This is a genomic window from Phytobacter sp. MRY16-398 (assembly GCF_003925915.1).
In the GTDB taxonomy this organism is placed as follows: Bacteria; Pseudomonadota; Gammaproteobacteria; order Enterobacterales; family Enterobacteriaceae; genus Phytobacter; species Phytobacter diazotrophicus.
In genome coordinates this window covers 2,559,536-2,580,030 of record NZ_AP018756.1, presented here as the reverse complement: position 1 = coordinate 2,580,030, position 20,495 = coordinate 2,559,536, and the positions used below count along the sequence as shown (strand labels likewise).

30 protein-coding genes and 1 pseudogene are annotated in these 20,495 nt (G+C 50.3%); 18 read left to right on the top strand and 13 right to left on the bottom strand.

Features of this window, described 5'->3' with window-relative positions; all coding sequences use genetic code 11:
• Positions 1-3: 3 nt before the first annotated feature.
• From MRY16398_RS12700 to MRY16398_RS12660, 9 genes are all read right to left on the bottom strand, one after another.
• Positions 4-393, bottom strand: a complete 390-nt coding sequence (locus MRY16398_RS12700; protein WP_125124491.1) for an ead/Ea22-like family protein — start codon at positions 391-393, stop codon at positions 4-6.
• Complete coding sequence (locus tag MRY16398_RS12695; RefSeq protein ID WP_125124029.1) at positions 390-791, bottom strand: hypothetical protein; 402 nt, start codon at positions 789-791, stop codon at positions 390-392. The genes MRY16398_RS12700 and MRY16398_RS12695 overlap by 4 nt, the downstream gene beginning before the upstream one ends.
• Positions 788-1,099, bottom strand: a complete 312-nt coding sequence (locus MRY16398_RS12690; protein ID WP_125124028.1) for a hypothetical protein — start codon at positions 1,097-1,099, stop codon at positions 788-790. The genes MRY16398_RS12695 and MRY16398_RS12690 overlap by 4 nt, the downstream gene beginning before the upstream one ends.
• On the bottom strand, positions 1,092-1,712 hold the full coding sequence (locus MRY16398_RS12685) for a hypothetical protein (protein WP_125124027.1): 621 nt from the start codon (positions 1,710-1,712) through the stop codon (positions 1,092-1,094). Before MRY16398_RS12685 ends, MRY16398_RS12690 begins: the two co-directional genes overlap by 8 nt.
• Positions 1,713-1,768: 56 nt before the next feature.
• Positions 1,769-2,233: a crossover junction endodeoxyribonuclease RuvC gene (locus MRY16398_RS12680; protein WP_125124490.1), complete on the bottom strand. Its 465-nt coding sequence runs from the start codon at positions 2,231-2,233 to the stop codon at positions 1,769-1,771.
• Positions 2,234-2,361: 128 nt separating this feature from the next.
• Complete coding sequence (locus MRY16398_RS31270) at positions 2,362-3,189, bottom strand: DnaT-like ssDNA-binding domain-containing protein (RefSeq protein ID WP_125124489.1); 828 nt, start codon at positions 3,187-3,189, stop codon at positions 2,362-2,364.
• Positions 3,179-4,240 carry a DNA cytosine methyltransferase gene (locus tag MRY16398_RS12670; RefSeq protein ID WP_125124488.1) on the bottom strand — a complete coding sequence of 354 codons (1,062 nt, stop codon included), beginning with the start codon at positions 4,238-4,240 and terminating at the stop codon, positions 3,179-3,181. The genes MRY16398_RS31270 and MRY16398_RS12670 overlap by 11 nt, the downstream gene beginning before the upstream one ends.
• Positions 4,237-4,431, bottom strand: a complete 195-nt coding sequence (locus MRY16398_RS12665; RefSeq protein WP_125124487.1) for a hypothetical protein — start codon at positions 4,429-4,431, stop codon at positions 4,237-4,239. Before MRY16398_RS12665 ends, MRY16398_RS12670 begins: the two co-directional genes overlap by 4 nt.
• Positions 4,432-4,578: 147 nt before the next feature.
• Positions 4,579-4,812, bottom strand: coding sequence for a hypothetical protein (locus MRY16398_RS12660; RefSeq protein ID WP_125124486.1), 234 nt, complete (start codon positions 4,810-4,812; stop codon positions 4,579-4,581).
• A gap of 155 nt (positions 4,813-4,967) precedes the next feature.
• Between MRY16398_RS12660 and MRY16398_RS12655 the strand changes: the two genes are divergently transcribed.
• The 15 genes from MRY16398_RS12655 to MRY16398_RS12590 all read left to right on the top strand — a co-directional run bounded on the left by MRY16398_RS12655 (position 4,968) and on the right by MRY16398_RS12590 (position 12,314).
• Positions 4,968-5,555, top strand: a complete 588-nt coding sequence (locus tag MRY16398_RS12655) for an XRE family transcriptional regulator (RefSeq protein ID WP_125124485.1) — start codon at positions 4,968-4,970, stop codon at positions 5,553-5,555.
• 220 nt (positions 5,556-5,775) lie between these two features.
• Positions 5,776-5,937, top strand: a complete 162-nt coding sequence (locus MRY16398_RS30575; protein ID WP_165158136.1) for a hypothetical protein — start codon at positions 5,776-5,778, stop codon at positions 5,935-5,937.
• A gap of 141 nt (positions 5,938-6,078) precedes the next feature.
• Positions 6,079-7,026, top strand: coding sequence for a hypothetical protein (locus MRY16398_RS12650; RefSeq protein ID WP_125124484.1), 948 nt, complete (start codon positions 6,079-6,081; stop codon positions 7,024-7,026).
• A 7-nt stretch (positions 7,027-7,033) separates the two neighbouring features.
• Positions 7,034-7,333 (top strand): hypothetical protein, encoded by a 300-nt coding sequence (locus MRY16398_RS12645; RefSeq protein ID WP_125124483.1) that lies wholly within the window; start codon positions 7,034-7,036, stop codon positions 7,331-7,333.
• The gene (locus MRY16398_RS12640; protein ID WP_125124482.1) at positions 7,330-7,539 is read left to right on the top strand and encodes a helix-turn-helix domain-containing protein; all 210 of its coding nucleotides are present in this window, start codon (positions 7,330-7,332) and stop codon (positions 7,537-7,539) included. Before MRY16398_RS12645 ends, MRY16398_RS12640 begins: the two co-directional genes overlap by 4 nt.
• On the top strand, positions 7,536-8,357 hold the full coding sequence (locus tag MRY16398_RS12635; RefSeq protein ID WP_125124481.1) for a PD-(D/E)XK nuclease-like domain-containing protein: 822 nt from the start codon (positions 7,536-7,538) through the stop codon (positions 8,355-8,357). Before MRY16398_RS12640 ends, MRY16398_RS12635 begins: the two co-directional genes overlap by 4 nt.
• Complete coding sequence (locus tag MRY16398_RS12630) at positions 8,354-9,256, top strand: RecT family recombinase (RefSeq protein WP_232034401.1); 903 nt, start codon at positions 8,354-8,356, stop codon at positions 9,254-9,256. Before MRY16398_RS12635 ends, MRY16398_RS12630 begins: the two co-directional genes overlap by 4 nt.
• A 45-nt stretch (positions 9,257-9,301) precedes the next feature.
• Positions 9,302-9,550: a helix-turn-helix transcriptional regulator gene (locus MRY16398_RS12625; RefSeq protein WP_125124480.1), complete on the top strand. Its 249-nt coding sequence runs from the start codon at positions 9,302-9,304 to the stop codon at positions 9,548-9,550.
• 109 nt (positions 9,551-9,659) lie between these two features.
• Positions 9,660-9,947, top strand: coding sequence for a hypothetical protein (locus tag MRY16398_RS12620; RefSeq protein ID WP_125124479.1), 288 nt, complete (start codon positions 9,660-9,662; stop codon positions 9,945-9,947).
• A complete protein-coding gene (locus MRY16398_RS12615; RefSeq protein WP_125124478.1) occupies positions 9,940-10,101 on the top strand; it encodes a DUF1317 family protein in 162 nt (53 codons plus the stop codon). The genes MRY16398_RS12620 and MRY16398_RS12615 overlap by 8 nt, the downstream gene beginning before the upstream one ends.
• Positions 10,098-10,700, top strand: coding sequence for an ASCH domain-containing protein (locus MRY16398_RS12610; protein WP_125124477.1), 603 nt, complete (start codon positions 10,098-10,100; stop codon positions 10,698-10,700). Before MRY16398_RS12615 ends, MRY16398_RS12610 begins: the two co-directional genes overlap by 4 nt.
• Positions 10,697-11,293, top strand: a complete 597-nt coding sequence (locus MRY16398_RS12605; protein WP_125124476.1) for an MT-A70 family methyltransferase — start codon at positions 10,697-10,699, stop codon at positions 11,291-11,293. Before MRY16398_RS12610 ends, MRY16398_RS12605 begins: the two co-directional genes overlap by 4 nt.
• A complete protein-coding gene (locus tag MRY16398_RS12600; protein WP_125124475.1) occupies positions 11,290-11,481 on the top strand; it encodes a hypothetical protein in 192 nt (63 codons plus the stop codon). Before MRY16398_RS12605 ends, MRY16398_RS12600 begins: the two co-directional genes overlap by 4 nt.
• Complete coding sequence (locus MRY16398_RS12595; RefSeq protein WP_125124474.1) at positions 11,456-11,764, top strand: DUF7740 domain-containing protein; 309 nt, start codon at positions 11,456-11,458, stop codon at positions 11,762-11,764. The genes MRY16398_RS12600 and MRY16398_RS12595 overlap by 26 nt, the downstream gene beginning before the upstream one ends.
• Before the next feature lie 7 nt (positions 11,765-11,771).
• On the top strand, positions 11,772-12,314 hold the full coding sequence (locus tag MRY16398_RS12590; RefSeq protein WP_125124473.1) for a hypothetical protein: 543 nt from the start codon (positions 11,772-11,774) through the stop codon (positions 12,312-12,314).
• A 14-nt stretch (positions 12,315-12,328) separates the two neighbouring features.
• On the opposite strand, the gene MRY16398_RS12585 is transcribed toward MRY16398_RS12590, so the two are convergent.
• Together MRY16398_RS12585 and MRY16398_RS12580 are read right to left on the bottom strand one after the other, a co-directional pair.
• Positions 12,329-13,579, bottom strand: coding sequence for a tyrosine-type recombinase/integrase (locus MRY16398_RS12585; protein WP_125124472.1), 1,251 nt, complete (start codon positions 13,577-13,579; stop codon positions 12,329-12,331).
• A gap of 189 nt (positions 13,580-13,768) precedes the next feature.
• Positions 13,769-13,861 (bottom strand): annotated as a pseudogene (locus tag MRY16398_RS12580) (PhzF family phenazine biosynthesis protein); the annotation flags it as partial.
• Between the two features lie 234 nt (positions 13,862-14,095).
• On the opposite strand from MRY16398_RS12580, the gene MRY16398_RS12575 reads away from it, so the two are divergent.
• Both MRY16398_RS12575 and MRY16398_RS12570 read left to right on the top strand, forming a co-directional pair.
• Positions 14,096-15,526 carry an EAL domain-containing protein gene (locus tag MRY16398_RS12575; protein WP_125124471.1) on the top strand — a complete coding sequence of 477 codons (1,431 nt, stop codon included), beginning with the start codon at positions 14,096-14,098 and terminating at the stop codon, positions 15,524-15,526.
• A 477-nt stretch (positions 15,527-16,003) separates the two neighbouring features.
• Positions 16,004-17,566, top strand: a complete 1,563-nt coding sequence (locus MRY16398_RS12570) for a methyl-accepting chemotaxis protein (protein ID WP_041851472.1) — start codon at positions 16,004-16,006, stop codon at positions 17,564-17,566.
• A 138-nt stretch (positions 17,567-17,704) separates the two neighbouring features.
• Here MRY16398_RS12570 and MRY16398_RS12565 read toward each other — a convergent pair whose 3' ends face one another.
• Both MRY16398_RS12565 and MRY16398_RS12560 read right to left on the bottom strand, forming a co-directional pair.
• Entirely contained in the window at positions 17,705-18,247 is a 543-nt protein-coding gene (locus MRY16398_RS12565; protein ID WP_125124470.1) for a GNAT family N-acetyltransferase, read from the bottom strand.
• A gap of 38 nt (positions 18,248-18,285) precedes the next feature.
• Positions 18,286-19,497 carry an MFS transporter gene (locus MRY16398_RS12560; protein WP_125124469.1) on the bottom strand — a complete coding sequence of 404 codons (1,212 nt, stop codon included), beginning with the start codon at positions 19,495-19,497 and terminating at the stop codon, positions 18,286-18,288.
• Positions 19,498-19,824: 327 nt separating this feature from the next.
• Between MRY16398_RS12560 and MRY16398_RS12555 the strand changes: the two genes are divergently transcribed.
• Positions 19,825-20,364 carry a DUF2058 domain-containing protein gene (locus tag MRY16398_RS12555; RefSeq protein ID WP_071195286.1) on the top strand — a complete coding sequence of 180 codons (540 nt, stop codon included), beginning with the start codon at positions 19,825-19,827 and terminating at the stop codon, positions 20,362-20,364.
• The last annotated feature ends 131 nt before the right edge of the window (positions 20,365-20,495 follow it).

Here is a 20,495-nt window from a genome sequence, read left to right as displayed (position 1 = left end):
TACTCACTCCACCACGACTAAAGTGATGCCAGCTAATAACGCATGAGCTTTTCTAGCTGTTTCGATATCAAGTAACGTCGCTTCGCCTTTTGTAATCGTGCAATCGATGCGATATACACAATCTTCAAGAGCGCCAGCAAGCTCCGCAATCAGCGCCTTATCAGCGTCACGCTCTGTCAGCAGTGAGAGGATGGTATTAGGGTTAGCGCACTGCACAAATTTTCGGTTGTCTGCCGCATCCCTGCCCTGAAACTCAGCGATAATGAAGCCCGCATTTCCCTGGTCGTCATCGCAGCAAATCGCCTCCCATCCTTCGCCCGATTCGTTAACCCAACTTCCTTGCGTTGCATCATCAATAGCCGCTCTGAGTGCCTGAATCTGTTCGTTGGTCATGCTGTCGCTCCCATTAGTCTGTCGCGAATTTTCACCGTTTCTGCGTTGTAAGCATCAGCCCAGGCTTTGCGACGCTTATCCATAAGCGCGATGTGGCGGTATGCACGGAATGCAAACTTGCGGTCGCCATCGCGAGCCTGGTCCATCAAGTGTTCGCGCAGCATGGTGTAAAACCATTGATGCCCGTCTCCGTCGATATCGTCAGGCCAGTCAGCATCATTCATGAGCCAGTTACGTGACTCCACGCAGTGCAGGCATGTTTTGTATGCTCCTGAATTACCTTCATAAACCAAGAAGGTGCGCTCATATTTTTCGCCTGGAGAAATAGCCCCGTGACATTCACAACAACGATGAGTCTTGTTCGCTTTCACAACGCGCTCTGTTGAAAAGTCGCTCATGACTGCGCTCCTTTGCTCTCGACTGCGCCGCCGTTAACCACCGATGTATTTTTTCGGTTACTGCGGCACACCAGCGCCCAAAAATTCATATCGCAAATCATTGCTACGCGCATTTCCGCCGTCATGCGGTAACCCAGCTTATTTGACTTGCCGACTGAACGGCGACGCTTGCGCATTATCTTGCGTGTATGCGCCGCCTGCACTTCAACCTGCCGATGCCTTGAGGCATAAACACCCTTAGCGGGAACCTTCCGGGCTTGTTTTTGATAGGCGCTTAACAGGTCATGCACATCTGATGATTTAGACATTTGACGCCTCCCCTTTGCTCTCGCGAAGCTGGCGGGCGAAATCATCCGCATGCTCTCCGCATAGCCACCAGTTGTCACGGGTGTCAGAAGATATTGCTTGCTTTGATTTTTCCGAGCATTTCTTGGCAAACATCTCCACCCCTTCCGCTCTCAGCGCTGCGATTGCGGAGGATGTGGCGGAGGTTTCGATTGCAGGAAGCAATGCGTAATCGCAGATGGTGTCTATTGCCGAATCAACACAGTCGTCTTCGTTGCGTGGTCGTTCACCAACCATCGTTGATGACTGCATGATTACTCCCCAGCAGATACTGCTGACTTCTTCTGGCCACCCATCACAGGCATCACCGCGATAGTCATCAATTGCTGCTTCTGCGTTTTCTGCGGCTTCTTTGGCTGTTTTATGCCATTCGAAACCGTGCTCAGAGCCATACGAGAAAAACAAATCACCAGACTTAAGCGCTGCCGCTTCCGCCACCAACGCGTCGCGCTGCTCAGTCACTGCTACCAGTTGACATAGACATGCAAGCTCGAATTCACCACGCAGCGACACAATGCCTGTAGAAGTCAATTCGTTGATGCGCTGCTTTACGCTTTCCATCGTTACCTGTTTCATACTTACCCCCGCTTACCTTCATAAGTTATTGAATTTATTGATTACAAAAAGGATCGTTATTTCACACCACACCCGTGTCTTGCGATTAACAGCGCGTCGGCGATGGCCTGGCCTTTTGCTTTCGCATCCAGAGCCCGCAGTTCCGGGTAAAGCTGAATTGCCCGGCTGCGGGCCGCGTCCTTGTCGCTGCCGATAAGCCCCGCTGACTTCTTCCATGCCTGCGGCGTCACCAGCGTGTATGGAATGTTCAGCCCCTGGAGAATTCCCTCCGCTACCCCTGCCGCATGACCGAACGTGAACATGCTGGCTGTTCCCTGCCCCGGCATTGCGCCTACCTGTTCCAGCCAGGCATGCGATACGCTGTGCTGCCGTATCCATGCGGCCAGTGCCGCACCGTTAACTCTGGATTTGGTGCCAACCTTGATAGTCGGCATTGCCATGTGGTCGACGTACTCACCACCCGCACCAATCAGTACAACTGCGCCGCTGCATCCGGGGTCAATTCCAAGGTACATATCCATTTTTATCTCCTTACCTTAAAGGTAATCTATAACCACATACGGTTTTAATCAAGCCTGTTAAGCAAAAATAGTTACCTGAAAGGTAACACTCAGGACGTAAAAAATTGCGCCTGCGCGCTGTCGCTGTTTTAGCCCCTGAAACCTTCCGGTATGTCGCTGTCCGGCTCTGAAATAGCGTTTACATCCCGTCTCTGCTGCGCAGGAGGCCTTGCCCTGGACATTTGCACGCTTCTGGCCAGCTTCTGCTGCCACTGGTCGTGATGAAACGCTTTACCCTCAGCTTTCCAGTACGTGATGAAATCTGCCAGTTCAAACGGAGTGACGTCCATTTTCAGGCTTATACCCCACAGTGCCGCCCTGCGCATGAAATCAGGATCAGGATTCCAGTTGTCATGGATAGTGAATTTTCCAATGGCGCCAGATCCACCAGGAGGAACGTAATCATTGAGCACGTTGTTATTCGCTTCCGGGTCCGGATCATTATCACCAGAAAAGTTATCCACAGGCTGTTTCTGGTCTCCGCCTATGTGTGGGGTTTGATCTTTTATATCTTCTCTTCTCTTCTCTTCTCTGGTCCCATTTTTGTCCGCTTCTGATGCGGACATTTTGTGGACGTTTCTCTTGCTTCTTTTCCTGTCCGCATCCTGTGCGCGACGCTTTGCAGACTGCCCGTTATGGGCTTCAAAGCGCGGCATTACTAGGCTTTCGCCATTTTCCTCGAGCCAGCCGACAGCAATCATCGCCTGTGAAAATCCGGGGAAGCCGATCAGGTCATCGAGAGTGTCTGCACTGTATCCGTCAAGTAACCCGTCGACAGAGTGGACATCAAAAAGACACCATGCGGAATGTAGTCCGCCAACTATCCGCAATCTGTCCGCTTTTAATGCGGACGCCATGCGGACAACTTTAGGATGTGTGTGCAGGTCTGCACGCATCTTGATCCAGTCACCGGCCATAGGTCACCCCCATATAAGCCCGGATGAATTCAGCCGCAGCCTGTGCGTTTATGGCGTTACCGTAACCTTTAAGTCTTCCTGTCCTGTTGCGGCCTGCCAGTGCTCGTAAAGAGGACTTACCGTGTCCCAGGCTTTTGGCAAACCTTGCAACCAGCGGGAATGTGCCGGGTTCAACTGGACGCCATTGCTCATCTCTACAAAAGAGCCAGTCCGCATCTCGCCAAAAACCGTTAACCTCAAGGGGCCGACAAGGTAGGCCTGTCGTGGAAGTTGATCCACTCTGTCTTTCCCTTCTCGCTGCGCCGTCATCCCTGATGTGTCTTTCCAGTCTCGCGATGTTGGTGTTACCCAACCGGTCAGTAATACCGAGCCCGGCAGTTTGAGGCATATCTTCGGTGATCCGTCCTGGTTCTTCCCGCTGTAGCAATGAGTAGAACCCGTCGAATCGTTCGCTACAGGCGTCTGCCATCCGGTTAATCGAACCGCTCCAGCGACGTGCTGTAGACCCCTCTTCGTTTCTGGCTGTGGATTGGTGTTCGCCATTGGCGTGGGCCACCCAGTAAGCCCGCTCTCTGATGTGCGGCGCGCCGATGCTCGCTGACGTAAACGGCACAAGCCCGAAGGCGTAGTCCATTCCTTCCAGGTCTGATTGAACAGTGTCGAACCATGCATTTGCGTTACCTGCTGCAACCTGTTCGCCAAAGACATGCTTAGGTCTGCACTCGCTGATGAGCCACTGGAATGCAGGCCATAAGTGCCGCTCGTCATCAAACCCAGCGCCTTTGCCAGCCTGGGAGAAAGGCTGGCACGGGCAGCTTCCCGTCCAGACTGGTCGATCATCTGACCATCCTGCTTTTCGTAATGCGTAACTCCAGACTCCAATGCCGGCGAAGAAGTGGCACTGGGTAAATCCTCGCAAATCGTTTGGTGTAACATCTTCAATGCTCCGTTCGTCAACTTCACCCGGCGCGATATGGCCACCGGCGATCAGGTTCCGCAGCCACTGCGCTGCAAATGGGTCGATTTCGTTGTAATAGGCAGCAGAGGTCATACATCCCCCTGAGCAGCCCTGAGCGCCATCACGAATTCGTTGCTGTGTCGTTTGGCGCTGTTATTTGCACACTCAACGCAGGTTCCGTTAATCACGTAGCGCTCTGCAATATGCCCGTTACGGCATGGCTTTCCGGTATAAAACCGGTTGAGGCCGGATTTCGCCGCCTCCATACGGGTAACTATTTTCACAATTGCCCCCTTTCTTGGTTATTGATATTGATAATTTTGCACCATCGCACGAAAATCGCAACCATATACGGATAAATATTACCATTGCGGTATTAAGGTCAAAAAAAAGACCGCACAGGGCGGTCTTTCTCTGGAAGCAGGAGGGTATCAGCGGGAGTAGAAGAACAGCACCAGGGGATCGGGATTTTTGATCCAGTTGCGGGCTTTACAGGCTTTAAAAATGTTATCCATCAGCTCTTTACCAGGCACTTTGCGGCGCCCGGTCAGATGCGTCTGGATGTAGTGCGCTGTCGTGCCAGCTTCAAACGCAAATTGTTCCCGTTCTTCCGGCGACAGTGCGAGCCAGCACTTTTTGAAATCAAATTTTTTTTCGTCACTCATGGTTTGCTTATCTCAGACTGTCTATTCACATGCCAATTATTACCTTTCTGGTGTGAAAATCAAGAATTATTACCTTTTTGGTGCGTTTACCTTTTTGGTAATATGCCTTTAAATTTATAAAGATATGTTAACTATTGAGGTGTGAAAAAAGAGAAATGAAAAGTATTTATGACATCCGGAGAGAAAATTTGAAGGAGATCCTCCGCACAGAATTTGATAACCGGCAGGTACGTCTTGCAGAAAGAATGCAGGTGCAGTCAAATCTGGTTAACCGTTGGTGCTCTGGCGCGAAGAACATAGGCGCCAATGTCGCCCGCGAGATTGAAAAGCTCGGGCGTAAAGCGCAGTACTGGCTGGACCTGGACCATTCAGCAGAAATCGTTAATGATTCGCCTGCTAATCCTGATGATGAAGGAACAATTGAGCAGCTCCTTTCCCGCCGTCTTCGCAACTGGATGGATCGCCGTGAAGACCTGGGAACTGAGGGCCGGGTGGCCAGCGCGTCAGGCGTCAGCCAGTCCACGATTAACCGGCTGCTTAAATGCGAGGCCAGCGCCACCATCGGTGTAATTTCTGCGGTTGCATCGGCGTTCGGGCGCCATGCCTACGAGATGGTTTTGCCGGAAAACGCGCCAGGGCTGATTAATTACGATCATACTGTTTACGCAGCGCTTCCGCAGGAAGAGAAGGCAAAGATTACGTCGTTTATTGAGTTCGTATTCGCACAAAACGCACCACGCTGACCCGCAGATTCTGAAAGGCTCCGGCATGGAGTCCATTTTCCCGCACCACAAAAGATTACCATTTGGTAACTTTTTTCTCGTATTACCTATTGACTGCATACATAATCGGTGTAAAGTTTACCTTATTGGTAATCATTGAGCCGCATCTGAACAAATACCCACTTCGGTAGTACAGTTGCGCGCAGCATTGTTACCATTTTGGTAAATATGAGGTGATTATATGCAGTGGAAAAAAATCGACGGTTGGTACTGCGTAACCATTTGCGGACTCATGAGCTGGAAGTTCAGGAACATCAGAGACGGCATTCGCTGGGCGCTGATTACCAAAGAAGCCAGAGAAGTAGAAGCCGCCTGGACATCGGAAAGTGAACGTCCAGTTTAATGGCCGCGAATACACAGTGCGCAGGCTGTCCTGCGGCTACCTATGGCGGTTAACAGCCGTCAGCAACTGCCGGGAAACGGTAACGCTGAATTACGAACAGATGGTGCGTGCTGGTCTCGGGAATATAACGGGGAAGAGGAAATGAGCGAATTAACGGTTATCGAAATTAAACCAGAGCAGGCGCCAACGCTGTATGTGCCTAACGGTTTGGATGTCTATCTCGAAAAAATCAGAGAACTGGCAAAAGAAGTTCCTGACGTTACCACGCAAAAGGGTCGCGATCGCATCGGTTCTCTGGCTCGCTCAGTTGGTTCAAGCAAGAAAGCGATTGAAGAGCCGGGGCGCGCTTATCTGAAACACCTTAAAGAGCTTCCAAAAGAAGTTGAAGCCGAACTGCGCCGCTTTGTTACCGAATGCGACACCATCCGTGACGAGATCTTGAAGCCTCGCGTTGAATGGGAAAAGGAGCAGGAACGCATCAAGCAGGAAGAAGAGGCCAGGATTGCTGCCGAAGCGCTGACTAAACAGGTCGAGGCAGACCATGAAATAGCCCTGCTGATGGATCGCGAGTTTGACCGCCAACGCGAAGAAGCCCGGTTAAAAGCGGAGCAGGAGCAGCGCGAGCGAGAAGAAACAATACGTCGTGAAGCTGCTGAAAAAGCTACCCGTGATGCGGAAGAGAAAGCGCAGAGAGAACGTCAGCAGCATCAGGATGCGCTGAGTGAAATCAGTGGCATTCAACAGCAAGTAATCATCGCACAGTCAGGGCGCTTAGGGGTTCGCCAGGGGGGCACAATTCAATGCATTAAAGAAACCCTGGCTGAAACTGAGGCATGGCCGATTGACGAACGATTTGGCTTGCTGACTGGCGCTGCTGAAAACGCAAAACAGCAAGCAATTCTGCAAATAAAACAGTTACTTGTTTCCGCCGAAGAAGCTGCCCGCGCTGCGGATGTTGAACACCGCCGCACCATCAAACGCCGCGTCATCTCTCAGCTGGTAGAGCAAGGCGTACAGGAAGAGTTCGCAAAGGCTGCGATGGTTGCTATTGCCAGCGGAAAAATTCAAGACGCCATTATTCGTTACTGAGGTGCTTATGAACCTGCAACAGCAATCAGCGCTGAAAAAAATCATGACCGAGTTTGGCCGTAACTTTGCCGAGTCGGAAATGATGCATCAGCGCCACACAGAGATGATCAACGCAGTGAACCTGTCAGACGTTGAACGCGCTATGGACTCATTGCTTCGCTGCGGCGTGCGTCAGGAAGTACTGACGGCGGCAATGGAAAGTGTTGAGTTCGAGGAAGTGGTTGGTGCGTTTGTCAGTGAGATGACGCGCATTGTGTGCAACTGGGATACCGCAGACCAGATCTGGCTGCAACGGGCGGTCGCATGAAACCTTCACTCTTCAACCTTCTGCTGCGTGGTGGGATGAGTTACCGGGATATAGGTGAAGTATTGGGAATGAAAAAGCACAAGGTTCAAAAGTTTGTTCTGGAGTTAGAGCGTAGGGGTTGGATTGTAGTTAAGCGCCAATTGGTATGTCTTTCAGATGGTTCTACCAGCAATTCAGTAAATGAGTACCGCAGGGGAAAAATATGAAACCTGGCATCTATTACGACATCAGCAACGAAGCTTACCACGCCGGTGACGGCGTGAGTAAATCTCAGCTCGACATGGTGGCGCTTAGTCCTGCACTTCTCCAGTGGTCAAAAGCTGCCCCTGTCGACGAAGAGAAGACCAAAGCGCTCGATATGGGGACCGCGTTGCACTGCATCCTCCTGGAGCCTGCGGAATTCGATAAGCGCTTTATCGTGGCTCCGGAATTCAACCGCCGCACCACCGCCGGGAAAGAGGATGAGGCCGCATTCCTGCGCGATGTAGCTGGCATGGGCATGACGGTAATGACCAATGAGCAGGGCCGCAAGCTGAACATCATGCGCGACAGCGCTATGGCCCACCCGGCGGCGCGCTGGATGCTGGAAGCGGAAGGGTATAGCGAGGCGTCTATGTACTGGACAGATCCGGAGACAGGCGAGTTATGCCGTATTCGCCCTGACCGCTACCTGAGACAGCTCCCGGTGATCGTTGATGTGAAGAAAGTCGCTGATATGGAGCGATTCTCCAGGCACGTCGAAGAGTTTCGCTATCACGTGCAGGACGCGATGTATCGCGAAGGTTTTAAGCAGGTTACAGGCGAATCACCTGGGTTCTTTTTCATTGCAGTGAGCGAAACCATTGATTGCGGTCGCTACCCGGTACGCGTGTTTGAACTTGATGCGCAGGATATCGACACCGGGCATGCGCTGTTCCGCCGCGATCTGAATACTTACCACGAATGCCGCATAAATAACGAATGGGGCGGAGTTGAAACCATTAAACGCCCTGAATGGGCCCGTAAACAGGATGCATTTTTATGAACGAATTAAGCCTTACCACAAATGCTAATGCCACTGTCGGCACGGCGGCGGCAATTTTCAGCCCGGAAGGTATGAATCAGCTCGTTCGCTTCGCTGAACTGATGGCACAGAGCAAAGCTACCGTTCCGCAGCACCTTGCAGGTAAGCCTGCTGACTGCCTGGCTGTGACCATGCAGGCCGCGCAATGGGGCATGAACCCGTTTGCAGTGGCGCAGAAAACACACGTAGTCAACGGAACGCTGGGCTATGAGGCCCAACTTGTTAACGCAGTGGTCTCATCATCCAACCTGCTGTCTACGCGCCTTGATTATCGCTGGGATGGCGACTGGTCGAAAGTAAACGGAAAGACAGATAAATCGCCGTCACTGACAGTTACTGTGTCAGCAACCATCAAAGGCGAGTCCGCTCCGCGTGAATTGACGATCAGCATGGCACAGGCCGGGGTTCGTAACTCTCCACTTTGGGAGCAGGATCCACGCCAGCAACTGGCATATCTGTGCGTCAAGCGCTGGGCGCGCCTCCATGCGCCGGATGTACTGCTTGGCGTCTACACCCCAGATGAACTGGAAGAAACGCGCCCACGTGTTGAGCGCGACATTACGCCGGCTACGTCGGCGGCCAGCATCAATACGCTGATCAACAAAAAGCCTGAATCAGACGTTCAGGAGCACCAGTCGCGCAAAGATGAGCGCAGCCAGGACGACATTCTCAAGTCATTTACCGAGGCCGCAAGTCAGGCTGAAAGCGTCGAAAAACTGGAACTTATTTTCAACGGTGGCGTGTGGCCGGACGGCAAAAAACGCCCTGGCGCTAAAGATGCGCTGACTGATCAATGGCTGGAAATGGCATCTGACGTTTACGAAGTGCGAAAAAACGAGATGCTCGACATCCCAATGTAATCACTACCGCGGCGCAGGGCGCGCCGCTTTTTCTGAGAGGTAACTATGGAAAAGGCACTTGGTAAAAAAGAACTGCTGGCAGTGGTTCCGCTGTCGATGAGCACCATCGAGAAGCTGGAAAAGGAAGGTAATTTCCCTAAACGCTGGTTCATCACTGATAAGCGCTGCGCCTGGAACGCTGACGAAGTCCGCAAATGGCTTGATGAACGTCAGGCTATGGGCGCCGTGGAGTTTCGTGGAAAAAAGCCGCCGGTGGAAAAAAGAATCTACCGCCCGGCGAGTAACGCGGCATGAAAACCGTAATCCGTCACTTTGAAAAATGGTCAGGCTGGTACTGGTGCCTGACTGCTCTTTCCGCCTGGCTTGTGCTGCTGGCGGTCATTGTCAGAGAGGGTTGGATCCGATGAAAAGCAATGCGTTTAACCAGAAATTTATTTGCAGTCGCCGCCTGGAAAACACGGTTGCGGTGACGCCGTTAGCCATGCAACTCGAAAAGAAAGCGCTGGAATATGAGATGGCCGGGAAATTCCGTGTCGCGTCTACCTACTGGCTGAAATGCCTGGATGCTGCGCAGGGCGATACAGAGCGCGCACGCATTGCGATACGTAGTGATCAGTGCATCACCCTGGGGATGGGGCTTCGCCGAGGTGAATACAGCGGCATCTGCAATCGCGGGGTTGTTTATGACTAGCCCGCACGACAACATCACCGTCGGAAGAGTGACGCTGGTTTATTCCGTGCGTCGCCGTGGGTGGGTAACTCCGGCAGGCCTGGTTATCAAAAATCCGATTAAAGCTCAGCTTATCGCTGAACGGCTGAATAGCTCACAGGGGCGTGCGGCATGAAAGAACGTGGAATGATTTTCAACTCAGAAATGGTGCGCGCCATTCTCGACGGTCGTAAGACGCAGACGCGGCGGATCGTAAAATCCGACTGTATGGATATTGGTGAAAAGGATGATGGCACGCTTTGGCCGTGGCGAGAACACGATAACGGCGGCGACTACTGGTATCCGTGCCCGTTCGGCGCAGTCGGCGATCGTATTTGGGTGCGCGAGACGTGGGCAGAGGCAGGAGCCAGCGCGCCGGAACTCAAGCTCTATCGCGCGAATTACCCTGAGCATGTTCCATCGCATTATGAAAACGTACCGCCAGTTGACGAAATTCGCTGGACACCTTCTATCCACATGCCGCGTTGGGCCAGCCGCATCACGCTGGAGATTACTGGCGTGCGGGTTGAGCGACTGAACGCTATCAGCGAGGAAGATGCCATGTCAGAAGGTGTCGGCCACCTCTATAAATATGACGAGTCGAAACCTATTCCTAAAGGTGCCAAACGCCGCTTTGCTGAATTGTGGCAGTCCATTTACGGCGAAGAAAGCTGGCAGGCTAACCCATGGGTTTGGGTAATCACGTTCAAACGTGTTGAAGGCGGTGCAGCATGACCGGGAAATACACTCTGATTTATGCCGATCCTCCATGGCAATATCGCGACAAAGCGGCCGACGGTGACCGCGGCGCCGGGTTTAAGTATCCGGTGATGAGCGTGCAGGATATCTGCCGCATACCAGTATGGGAACTGGCTGCTGAAAACTGCCTGCTTGCCATGTGGTGGGTGCCGACTCAGCCAGTCGAAGCGCTGAAAGTTGTCGAAGCCTGGGGCTTTCGGCTGATGACCATGAAGGGGTTTACCTGGAATAAGTGTGGAAGCCGGCAGACTGACAAACTGGTAATGGGTATGGGCCACATGACCCGCGCCAACAGCGAAGACTGCCTTTTTGCTGTGCGAGGAAAATTACCTGAACGCATTGATGCCTGGATCATTCAGTCTTTCACCGCGCCGCGCCTGGCGCATTCTCAAAAGCCCGATTGCGTACGAGAAAAACTGGTGAAGCTGCTTGGTGATGTCCCACGGATTGAGCTTTTTGCTCGCCAGACTTCACACGGGTTTGATGCATGGGGAAACGAATGCCACTCACCAGCATTGCAGCTTCTCCTGGCGTGCGCTGTTGATGTCGTTAAAACGGTGGCAGCATGAATCGCACTGACGCAGATCGCTATGAGGAGGAAAGCGTAATGCGTGCTGGCGGCATAGGGATCAGCAAAGCGTTAATACCGGATTATTCGCTTACCGAAATGCTTACTGCGGTGCTGTGCAATGCGCCGCTGGCACCAACTGACAACCAGGGGAGACTGCGCAATGAGCCAGAAACGCCCGTTGCATGAACTGCAACAGCAGATTGATCCGGCGGTGCTCAACGCGGCCGCCGATGAGTACGCCGACCTGATGCTTACCATGTGCCTGTGCATGAAACTGGCCGGGCCGACACGTGCAAATGTCCGCGCCTGTGCGCTGGCGTTAAAGCAACGCCTTGTGACATGTCACAGCAAGCAGTCGCTTGATTCCATCCTGAATAGTTGGGACCCGGTCGGCCAGTTCATGAGTATGCGCCGGGAAGTCAACAACGCGTCCGCCAAATATGGCGAACCAGCAGATACTTTTATGTGAGGTTTGTATGAAACTTAAAGAAATTTTGGTACAGAAATTGCCTAAAATGGGAGGGTGGCCAGAAGATGTGCATGCACTGGTGCAGAACAGCAGTGGGTGCGTTTATCAAGCTGGATGGGGTGAAAATTTATATATTTTACGACTGGCTGATGATTGGATGGATGCAGAGGTCACCCGCGAGCAATACGAAGCAGCACTCGCAGCATCGCAGAAGGTTGAGTGGGATGGCAGTTACCCCATCAAACCAGGAACCGATGTTGATGTTCATTTCGATGGCGATGATTCCCGTGTATGGACTGAATTCAGGGTTGAATACATGCGCGGCGATGTAGTGGTGCTTCACGATTATCGTAGTGATGATGTTGGTGCATATAGCAATAGACGCCTCAAATTCCGCCCCATCCGCTCAGAAGCCGACAAGAAGCGCGATGAAGCAATCAGAGCAATGCATGAATTTACGACTATCAAAAATAGTGAAATTATTCGCTCGGTCAAATGTATTTACGACGCCATCGCAGCCGGTAAAATCCACGGCGTCCGCATTGAATAGCCGCCACTGGCGGCTTATTTCCCTTCCATCCACTTCTCAAACTTGAGCGGGGAGAACGGCACCAGATCGGTGTGCTCCCCCGCTATCCAGGCATCAACCATATCAGCCCATTGCTGCAGCATGTAGGTGCGACCATCTGCATATTCCGCCCGGTTGTACACCGCGCGGACACCGCCCTGCTCATGCGCCAGTGCTTTCTCTATCCAGTCAGACGGGAACCCAGCTTCGTGCAACAGCGTGCTCCCGGTGCGCCGGATATCGTGCACAGAGAAGTCACCCAGTTTGTAGCCTGCGGCATTGGCCGCCGATATGGTGGCTTTAATGAGCCGGTTCAGTGCGCTACCAGAGACGGGTTTAACCAGCGTGTAGCGTCCTGGCACGATAAACTCACTGCCACCTGAGCACATTTGCAGACCGATAATCAGATCCTGCGCCTGACGTGAAAGGTAAACAACGTGCTCCCGCCCTGCTTTCATCCTCCCGGCCGGGATAGTCCACGTCCATTTCCTGAAATCTATCTCGCCCCACGTGGCATTAGTGAATTCAGCTTTCCTGACCAGCGTCAACATAACCAGTCTGACCGCCATTTTTATGATGTCAGTAGAGCCTACGGTATCCATAGTGCGGAAGAATATGCCGATCTCTTCCGGCTTAAACATGCGTTCGCGCGGTTTAAAGACGGCAATGGAGGAAGGTTTAATGTCGGCGGCAGGGTTAACAAAGCCATAACCACGGTCATTAGCATGACGGTACACGCTGTTGATTATCTCTCTGACCTGTACCGCCGTTGCCCGGCCTCCACGATCGACCAAGCGGTCGCATAAATCACGTACCATCCCGGCATTAATTTCTGTCATGAGCTTATTACCGAGAACCGGTAATACGTCTCTTTCGATTACAGACTGTTTCATGGCGCGAGTGCTGTCTGCCAGCGACGCATAGGCCATATACCTGTCGGTATGAATCCTGAAGCTTTCCGTACCCCGTATTTTATTGATACCGTCGCGTTTGGCAGCGGCAGGCGACCGGCCTGCATTGAGCGTTTTCTTGGCAGCAATGAGAGCCTCGCGGGCCTCCGCCAGGGTAATACCGTCAGGACCGTACTTTCCAATCGTCAGCGTCTCCCTGCGCCCGTTAATGCGGTAGTCGTAGCGGAACGAGACAGTGCCAGATGTGAGAACGGCTACATAAAGACCGTCCCTGTCTGTGACCTTGTAAATTTTGTCCTGCGGCTTGAGGTTTTTTAGTTTTGTATCGGTCAGCATGATTCACCCAAAAAGCATCCGTATTTTTACGTGATGAGAGTATACCTTTTAGGTAATACCGTCACCTGTGCCGTCAAAAAATGGTGCATAGAGTAAATAGATACTGTGAGATATAAAGAAAAACCCACCGTGTAAACAGTGGGTTATAGATGAAAGTTAATAGATAATACGTGATAAAATCAGGCTGTTGCTCATCCCCTGTGCATCTAAGACGACGGCGACGGGGTTGCCAACAAACGGGGTATCCGTAAAAACATCTGCGATGACATAACGTCTTTTCATTCTCTGCCCTGAATTCAATGAGGTACTTAACCACGAGTATCACAATTTAGCGGTCAGCACACCTGCCAGTTTCATTAGCATAAAAAATATCATGTATAGTAGACTCAATCGCTGCCTCTTTTTAAAAAAGGAATCAGATATGAAAAACGAGACGAGAAAACCCTTAATCCGTATTTGTCAGGATCTGCACTGAAAATGAGTATTTCTCAATTATAAAGTATTTCAGGAGATCGCATGCATACATTAGTGAGTTCATCTGTTTCTTTTTTTGAATCTTACATTCAAAAACTACCCCGCTGTAATCATACAAGACGGCAATATTTCTTACTTTTTCTGACCGGTATTATCTGTTTGACAGGCGGTGCGGCATGGAGCACGGCATATCTATTTGCTGGCAAACCGTATATCTCCGCATTATGTTTATCTGTTATTCTTGTTGGGTTTTATGCCATTAAGATGGCATTCAGTGGGATCACACAGAAAAACACGCTTATATTTTCTCACATGATATTGATTGTATGCATTTTGATCCCTTTGACAGATTATCCGCTTGACGCCATACCCCGCTCATCCCACTCTTACCTGTTGGTATACGCGGTTGGCGGGGCTTTATTTCTCAGGCATGAGCGGTTCTATGTAAAAACAGTGATGCCCTTTATTGCCTTTGCATTCTATTTGATCTACGCGGTGTCAGATATCTCCTTCACCAGCGAGTTACTTCATCCTCCCGAACACATCATGACCACAGGTGTTTTCATAAACTATTTTACTTCTGTTGCGCTTATTTTTGGGATATTAATCATCTTCCGGGGTGATTACACTAACGAGAAGTATCTCACCTATGCGTTATCGAAAGCGATAAAAACAAACCAACTTTCTGTCTACTATCAGCCACAAATCAATCGCCAGGGAAAAGTGGTTTCAGCAGAAGCCTTACTGCGCTGGAAACATCCCGTCAGAGGGTTTATACCACCAGATTATTTCATCCCGATTGCTGAGGCATCCGGATTAATTTTACCAATCGGCTATTGGATTTTAGAGCGCGTGAGCAATGATATCCACGCGATAAAAGATAAGATAAAAGACATCACTGTTTCTGTAAACATAAGCCCCATACAGTTGATGGATGCTGAATTCCCCGACACATTAGGCAGCATTCTCAATAAAAACAAGCTTAGCTTCAAAAGTATTAAATTTGAAATCACAGAAAGTGCTTTTATTTATGATAAGAAGTACATATTAAATGTCATGAATGATATCGCCCGCAAAGGTGTGTTATGGTCACTTGACGACTTAGGCTCTGGTTACTCTTCATTAAATATCTTAAATGAAATGCCATTCAGTGAAGTAAAAATCGATAAGCATTTATTAAAAGGTATTGATCATAGCTTAAAAAATAGAGTGATTTTAGAAAAAATCATCGAGATTGCAAACGATGTTGGTATGAACATCGTCGTCGAGGGTATTGAAACACAAACCATGGCTGACACCGTTTTTAAAATGGGGTGCGATCTGCAACAAGGCTACCTTTATGCAAAGCCGATGCCTTTAGATGAGTTCTTATTATTTTGTGAGCAAAGTAATACACACGTTGCCAGCGATAATCTGGATGTCACTGATGCTTATTTTCCACCATGTCTGACTGATAATAATGATCAGGCGTGACAGATAATGGCGGCGGTAGCCGCTTCGCCTGACAGAAGCGTTTTATAAGGTAATTTCAGAAAAGAGAGGGAAAAGCACGAAACGCAGGCCAATGCGCTATCAGATCGACTGCGATTAGTGAAGAATCGCTTATGTCCATTGCGTCATCTCTTTATCTGCTGGAACCATGCCATCATCTAATCATGATCGTCTCTTTTTAAATTCCCTTAGCAATTCGGCGGTTAAAAGCCAACTTCTTCCTTTTCAATACAGATTGCGAATAATAGCACAAATCGTTCAATAAATTTGTTGCATTAAATTTATGCAACATTCCATCGATCAATCGAATTAACTCCAATAGACATAAACTATCAATAATTTAATTTTTTTAGTTTTTAACGATCAATAGCTAAGCATAATCGGCTTTATGCCGATGTGTATTAAATGCCCTCTGCAGGAGCAGAGAGGCATAACTTCAAATTTAACAAGGAAAGAATAATGAAAAAAGTTAAGACCAACAGTCAAACACAAGGTTTAAGTATCAAAAATAAAATATTACTGGCATTTAGTGTGATATTGCTTTTGATGGTTTTTATTTCAGCAAACTCTCTATTCAGGCTTAATGAAGCCAAAGATAAAATATCCAAGATCGTAACGGAAGACTATCCAACGACTGCTCTTGGCAATAATGTCATAAGAGAGGTCAATAACGCAACAACGTTATTACTTAACGCAATTATAGAAAAAGAACCAGAGAGAAAAGATCAGCTTTTGCAGGCATTGAATGCTAAAAGTAAAGACGTAACGGCGTTATATGAACAGCTAAAGGAAAAAGCAGACGATGAACCCTCACAATTATTATTAAATAAGATATCTGAATTTCGCTCAGCTTACATTCAGTCACGCGCTTTAGTGATAAAAAATCTTAAAACCGATCCTGAGGCCGCCGTCAGTGAGTACACCACTCACACCCGCGCTTATGAAAGTCAGTATCAGGGGAAAATAATGGAATTTATCGATTTGCAACGTAATGAAATGCAGACATCCTATACGGGTTTTCTCGGTGACTATGCAGTGAGCAAGGCGACCATGATCGTTGTTTCACTGATCTGTTTGGCCCTTGGTATCATCATGGCTATTCTGATTTCACGTGCTATTGTCCGCCCTATCAATCATGCTGTAAGCGCAGCAACCCGTATTGCAGAGGGCGATCTGGGTACCGATATTGTCATCACCTCTAAAGATGAAACGGGAATTCTGACAGGGGCTATTGCCCATATGCAGCAAGAATTACGAAAAATCGTGACGGAAATTCGCAGTGGTGCGGAAAATATCGCGACGGGTGCCTCTCAAATCATGGCTGGCACGCGGGATTTGTCAGCGCGAACGGAGGAACAAGCCAGCTCTGTAGAACAAACCGCCGCGTCGATGGAGCAAATTTCCGTAACGGTGAAAAATACCGGCAGTAATACGGCGAATGCTTCCCTCCTTTCAGAAAATGCCAGCATCACGGCCAAAGATAATGAAAAGTTAATGTCATCTCTCACCCATGAGATCCACAATATCACTAATTCAGCGGACAAAATGTCTGACATTATTAGTCTGATCGACTCTATTGCTTTCCAGACCAATATTCTGGCACTTAACGCAGCGGTCGAAGCCGCCCGCGCAGGTGAACACGGAAAAGGATTTGCGGTCGTTGCCCAGGAAGTTCGCGTTCTCGCGCAAAAAACCGCAAATTCATCAAAAGATATTCGTTCTCTGATTGAAAATTCCATGCAGCAAAGTTCCCGCGGCCTGGATATGGTGCGCCAGGTGAGCGGCAAAATGGATGGTCTGGTGCAAAACGTCGATAGCGTCTCAAATATACTTAAAGAGATCGAACAGGCGAGCCTGGAACAAAGCGAAGGGGTGCATCAAATTAATATTGCCATCGGTCAGATTGATACCACGACCCAGCAAAATGCGGCCCTGGTTGAAGAGTCTGTGGCAGCATCAGAAATGCTTAATGAACAGGCCAGAGTGCTTAAAGATCTGGTCAGTGTATTTAAAATGGCCTGAATGCCCGTATAACATCTGTTATTTATAGTTAATGACCAGACAATCCGGTAATACGTTAACATGGTTACCGGATTGTCTTATTTATCGCCAAGGAAACCTGACCGTTGAGCCAGCGCACTGCCAGGCGACATCGCGACCTCAGCCCCTTGCTTGCCACTCTTTTTTAAGCAGCGCATAGACAAACGTAGAGTCGTACCGTTCTTCGCCCTGTTCATCTGTGAACGAGACAAACTCCTTAAAGCAGCCTTCCTGTCGCATATGCAGACGGGCACAGAGTTTTTGCGACGGCAGATTATAGTCTTCCACATAGGCATACAGGCGTCGGGCCTCTTTTTGCGTAAACAGATAAGTAAACAGCGCGCTCACCGACGCGGTGGCAAATCCCTGCCCTTCATACTGCGGGTTGAAGTGCCAGCCTACACTCCAGGTATGCGGATCGGGCTCGCCGCTGTTATCGGCAAAAAGATGTCCCACAAGCGCGTCACTTTCTTTAAGGCACACCGCGAACTGGCTCTCATCGCTGGCGCGTTTGACCACCTCTTCTTCGGCTTCTGCCAGGGAACGCATTCTCTCATCATAAAAACAGGGCACACGCGGCGATGCCATATACGCAAAAAACGCCGCCGCGTCTTTACGGTGAAAACGCCGAATAATAAGCCCTGGCATGGTCGTTAAAATCATCTCACTCCCCTGTTCATTATTTTCCCTTTCGCGCCGACTCAATAAGATTGTCGCTCTTCGCGGGTTCCATAAAAAAAGCGGCGCAGAGTCCAGATAAGCAGCGCCAGTAACGCAATTGCCCCCAGCATGGCAAAGGCCACGCTGTAGGAGTATTTTGCCGCAATGGTACCCGCAAGGCCGGGACTGAATGCCGCACCAGCCCCCTGCAACAGCATGACAAAGCTCTGCCCGGCGTTGGTATGGCCGCTGCCTTCCAGCAACTTGACGATGTAGCCCGGAACCGCCACACCCAGAAGGCCTGCCGCCACGCCATCCATAATCTGCACCGGTATCATAAAGAGCGGGTCGGCTGAGGTGCAGGCCAGCGCCGCACGCAGCGGCAGCACTATTAATGCCGCCGCAATCAGTAGCGGGTAGCCATATTTTTCCGCTCTGGCCGCCGCGAATAAGGCAACGGGGATCATCACCAGTTGTGAAATGACAACCGTCGCCGCCGCATACACGCCCGCGCTTATCTCCCCGCCCGGCGCCGATGCCACGCGCATACTGAGCATCGGCAACAGCGCGGCGTTAGCCAGATGAAAAAGCAGCAGCGTGACCCCGAGGGTGATGACCGCAGGGTGCGTGATAATAACGGACAATTTGGGAAGCGCCGCAGGATCCGCGCTGCCGCTTAATCCACGAGCGACGCGGTTATCAATATCCTCATGGCGAATAGCAAACACCGCCATCGTGGCGCAAATCGCCATACCGGTCATCAAAATGAACACGGCATCTGTGCCAAAGTAGAACACCAGCACACCCGCCAGTATTGCGGCGCTCATATTTCCGCCGTGGTTAAACGCCTCGTTTCTGCCCATTTGATGGTTAAAGCCGGATGAGCCGGTTAACCCAAGCGTGATGCCAGTTAGCAAAGGGGCAATAAAAGCCGCAGACACGCCCGTGACGAGCTGAGAAAAGCCGACGATATAGAGTGTCGGGAATACCCAGAGCAGCAGCGTAGCGGCGGTGATAAGCAGACCGCAGGTAATAAGAATTGCCCGCTTATGCCGTGACGCATCAGCAACCAGCCCGGAGGGCATCGTGGCAAGCAGCCCTGCCAGACCACCAAGCGTCATCATCCAGCCAATACTGTCGGTTTGCCAGTGATGTTCAGTGAGGAAGATCCCTAAAAAAGGGCCAAGACCGTCCCTGACATCCGCCATGAAAAAATTCACTAAACACAGTGCCTGTAGCGATCGTAAAGACATGCAACCTCTTCTTACGTGGCAATCCAGCGATGGTCTCGCATTCACAGAACGGGAATATGTGCCGTTGTTTGCACGCGGCCCTTCACGCATTCCATTTTAAAATCAGTAGGTTAAAAACCTGCGTGTCGCGTAATACTCACAAGAAGAGAGAGTAGCGAGTTTTCAAGTCAGTAGCATGATACATAAATGTAACAATTGATTCCGCTGGGCTTTTTTATCTCAGCGTCTGGTTTAGGGCGCGTAACGTCACGGGCGCGGCCACACCTGTTACATCCGCGACAATTACCGTTATAATCACGCAAATTCTTTACCAGGTTAGAAACGACGATGACAAAACTCACCTTACAAGAGCAGATGCTGAAAGCAGGCTTAGTGACCAGCAAGAAGATGGCCAAAGTCCAGAGAACGGCCAAAAAATCACGCGTTCAGGCTCGTGAGGCAAGAGAGGCGGTAGAAGAGAATAAAAAAGCCCAGATCGAGCGCGATAAGCAACTGAGCGAGCAACAAAAGCAGGCGGCATTATCAAAAGAGTATAAAGCGCAGGTGAAGCAGCTTATTGAGATGAACCGGATTGTGATTGCCAAAGGCAATATCGATTTCAACTTCACCGACAATAACCTTATCAAAAAGGTCGTTGTGGATAAGGCAACGCAGACACAACTGATCAATGGCCGTCTCGCCATCGCGCGTCTGGTGACCAACAGCAACGGCGACAGCGAATACGCGATCATCCCCGCCGTCGTTGCGGATAAAATTGCCCAGCGCGATGAGAGTTACATTGTCTTAAACAGCGCGCTGAGCGAAGACGTGCAGGACGAAGACGATCCGTACGCCGATTTCAAAATTCCTGACGATTTGATGTGGTAATCCGCAACGTTTAGTCCCCCCTTCCCACCGCACTTATGTAGCGCGCCGGGCATCCTCCCGGCGCCTCATCCGGATCTACGGGTTCGGTGCCCGATCGTAGAGGGGGGAGGGACCCCCTGCGAGCACGATCG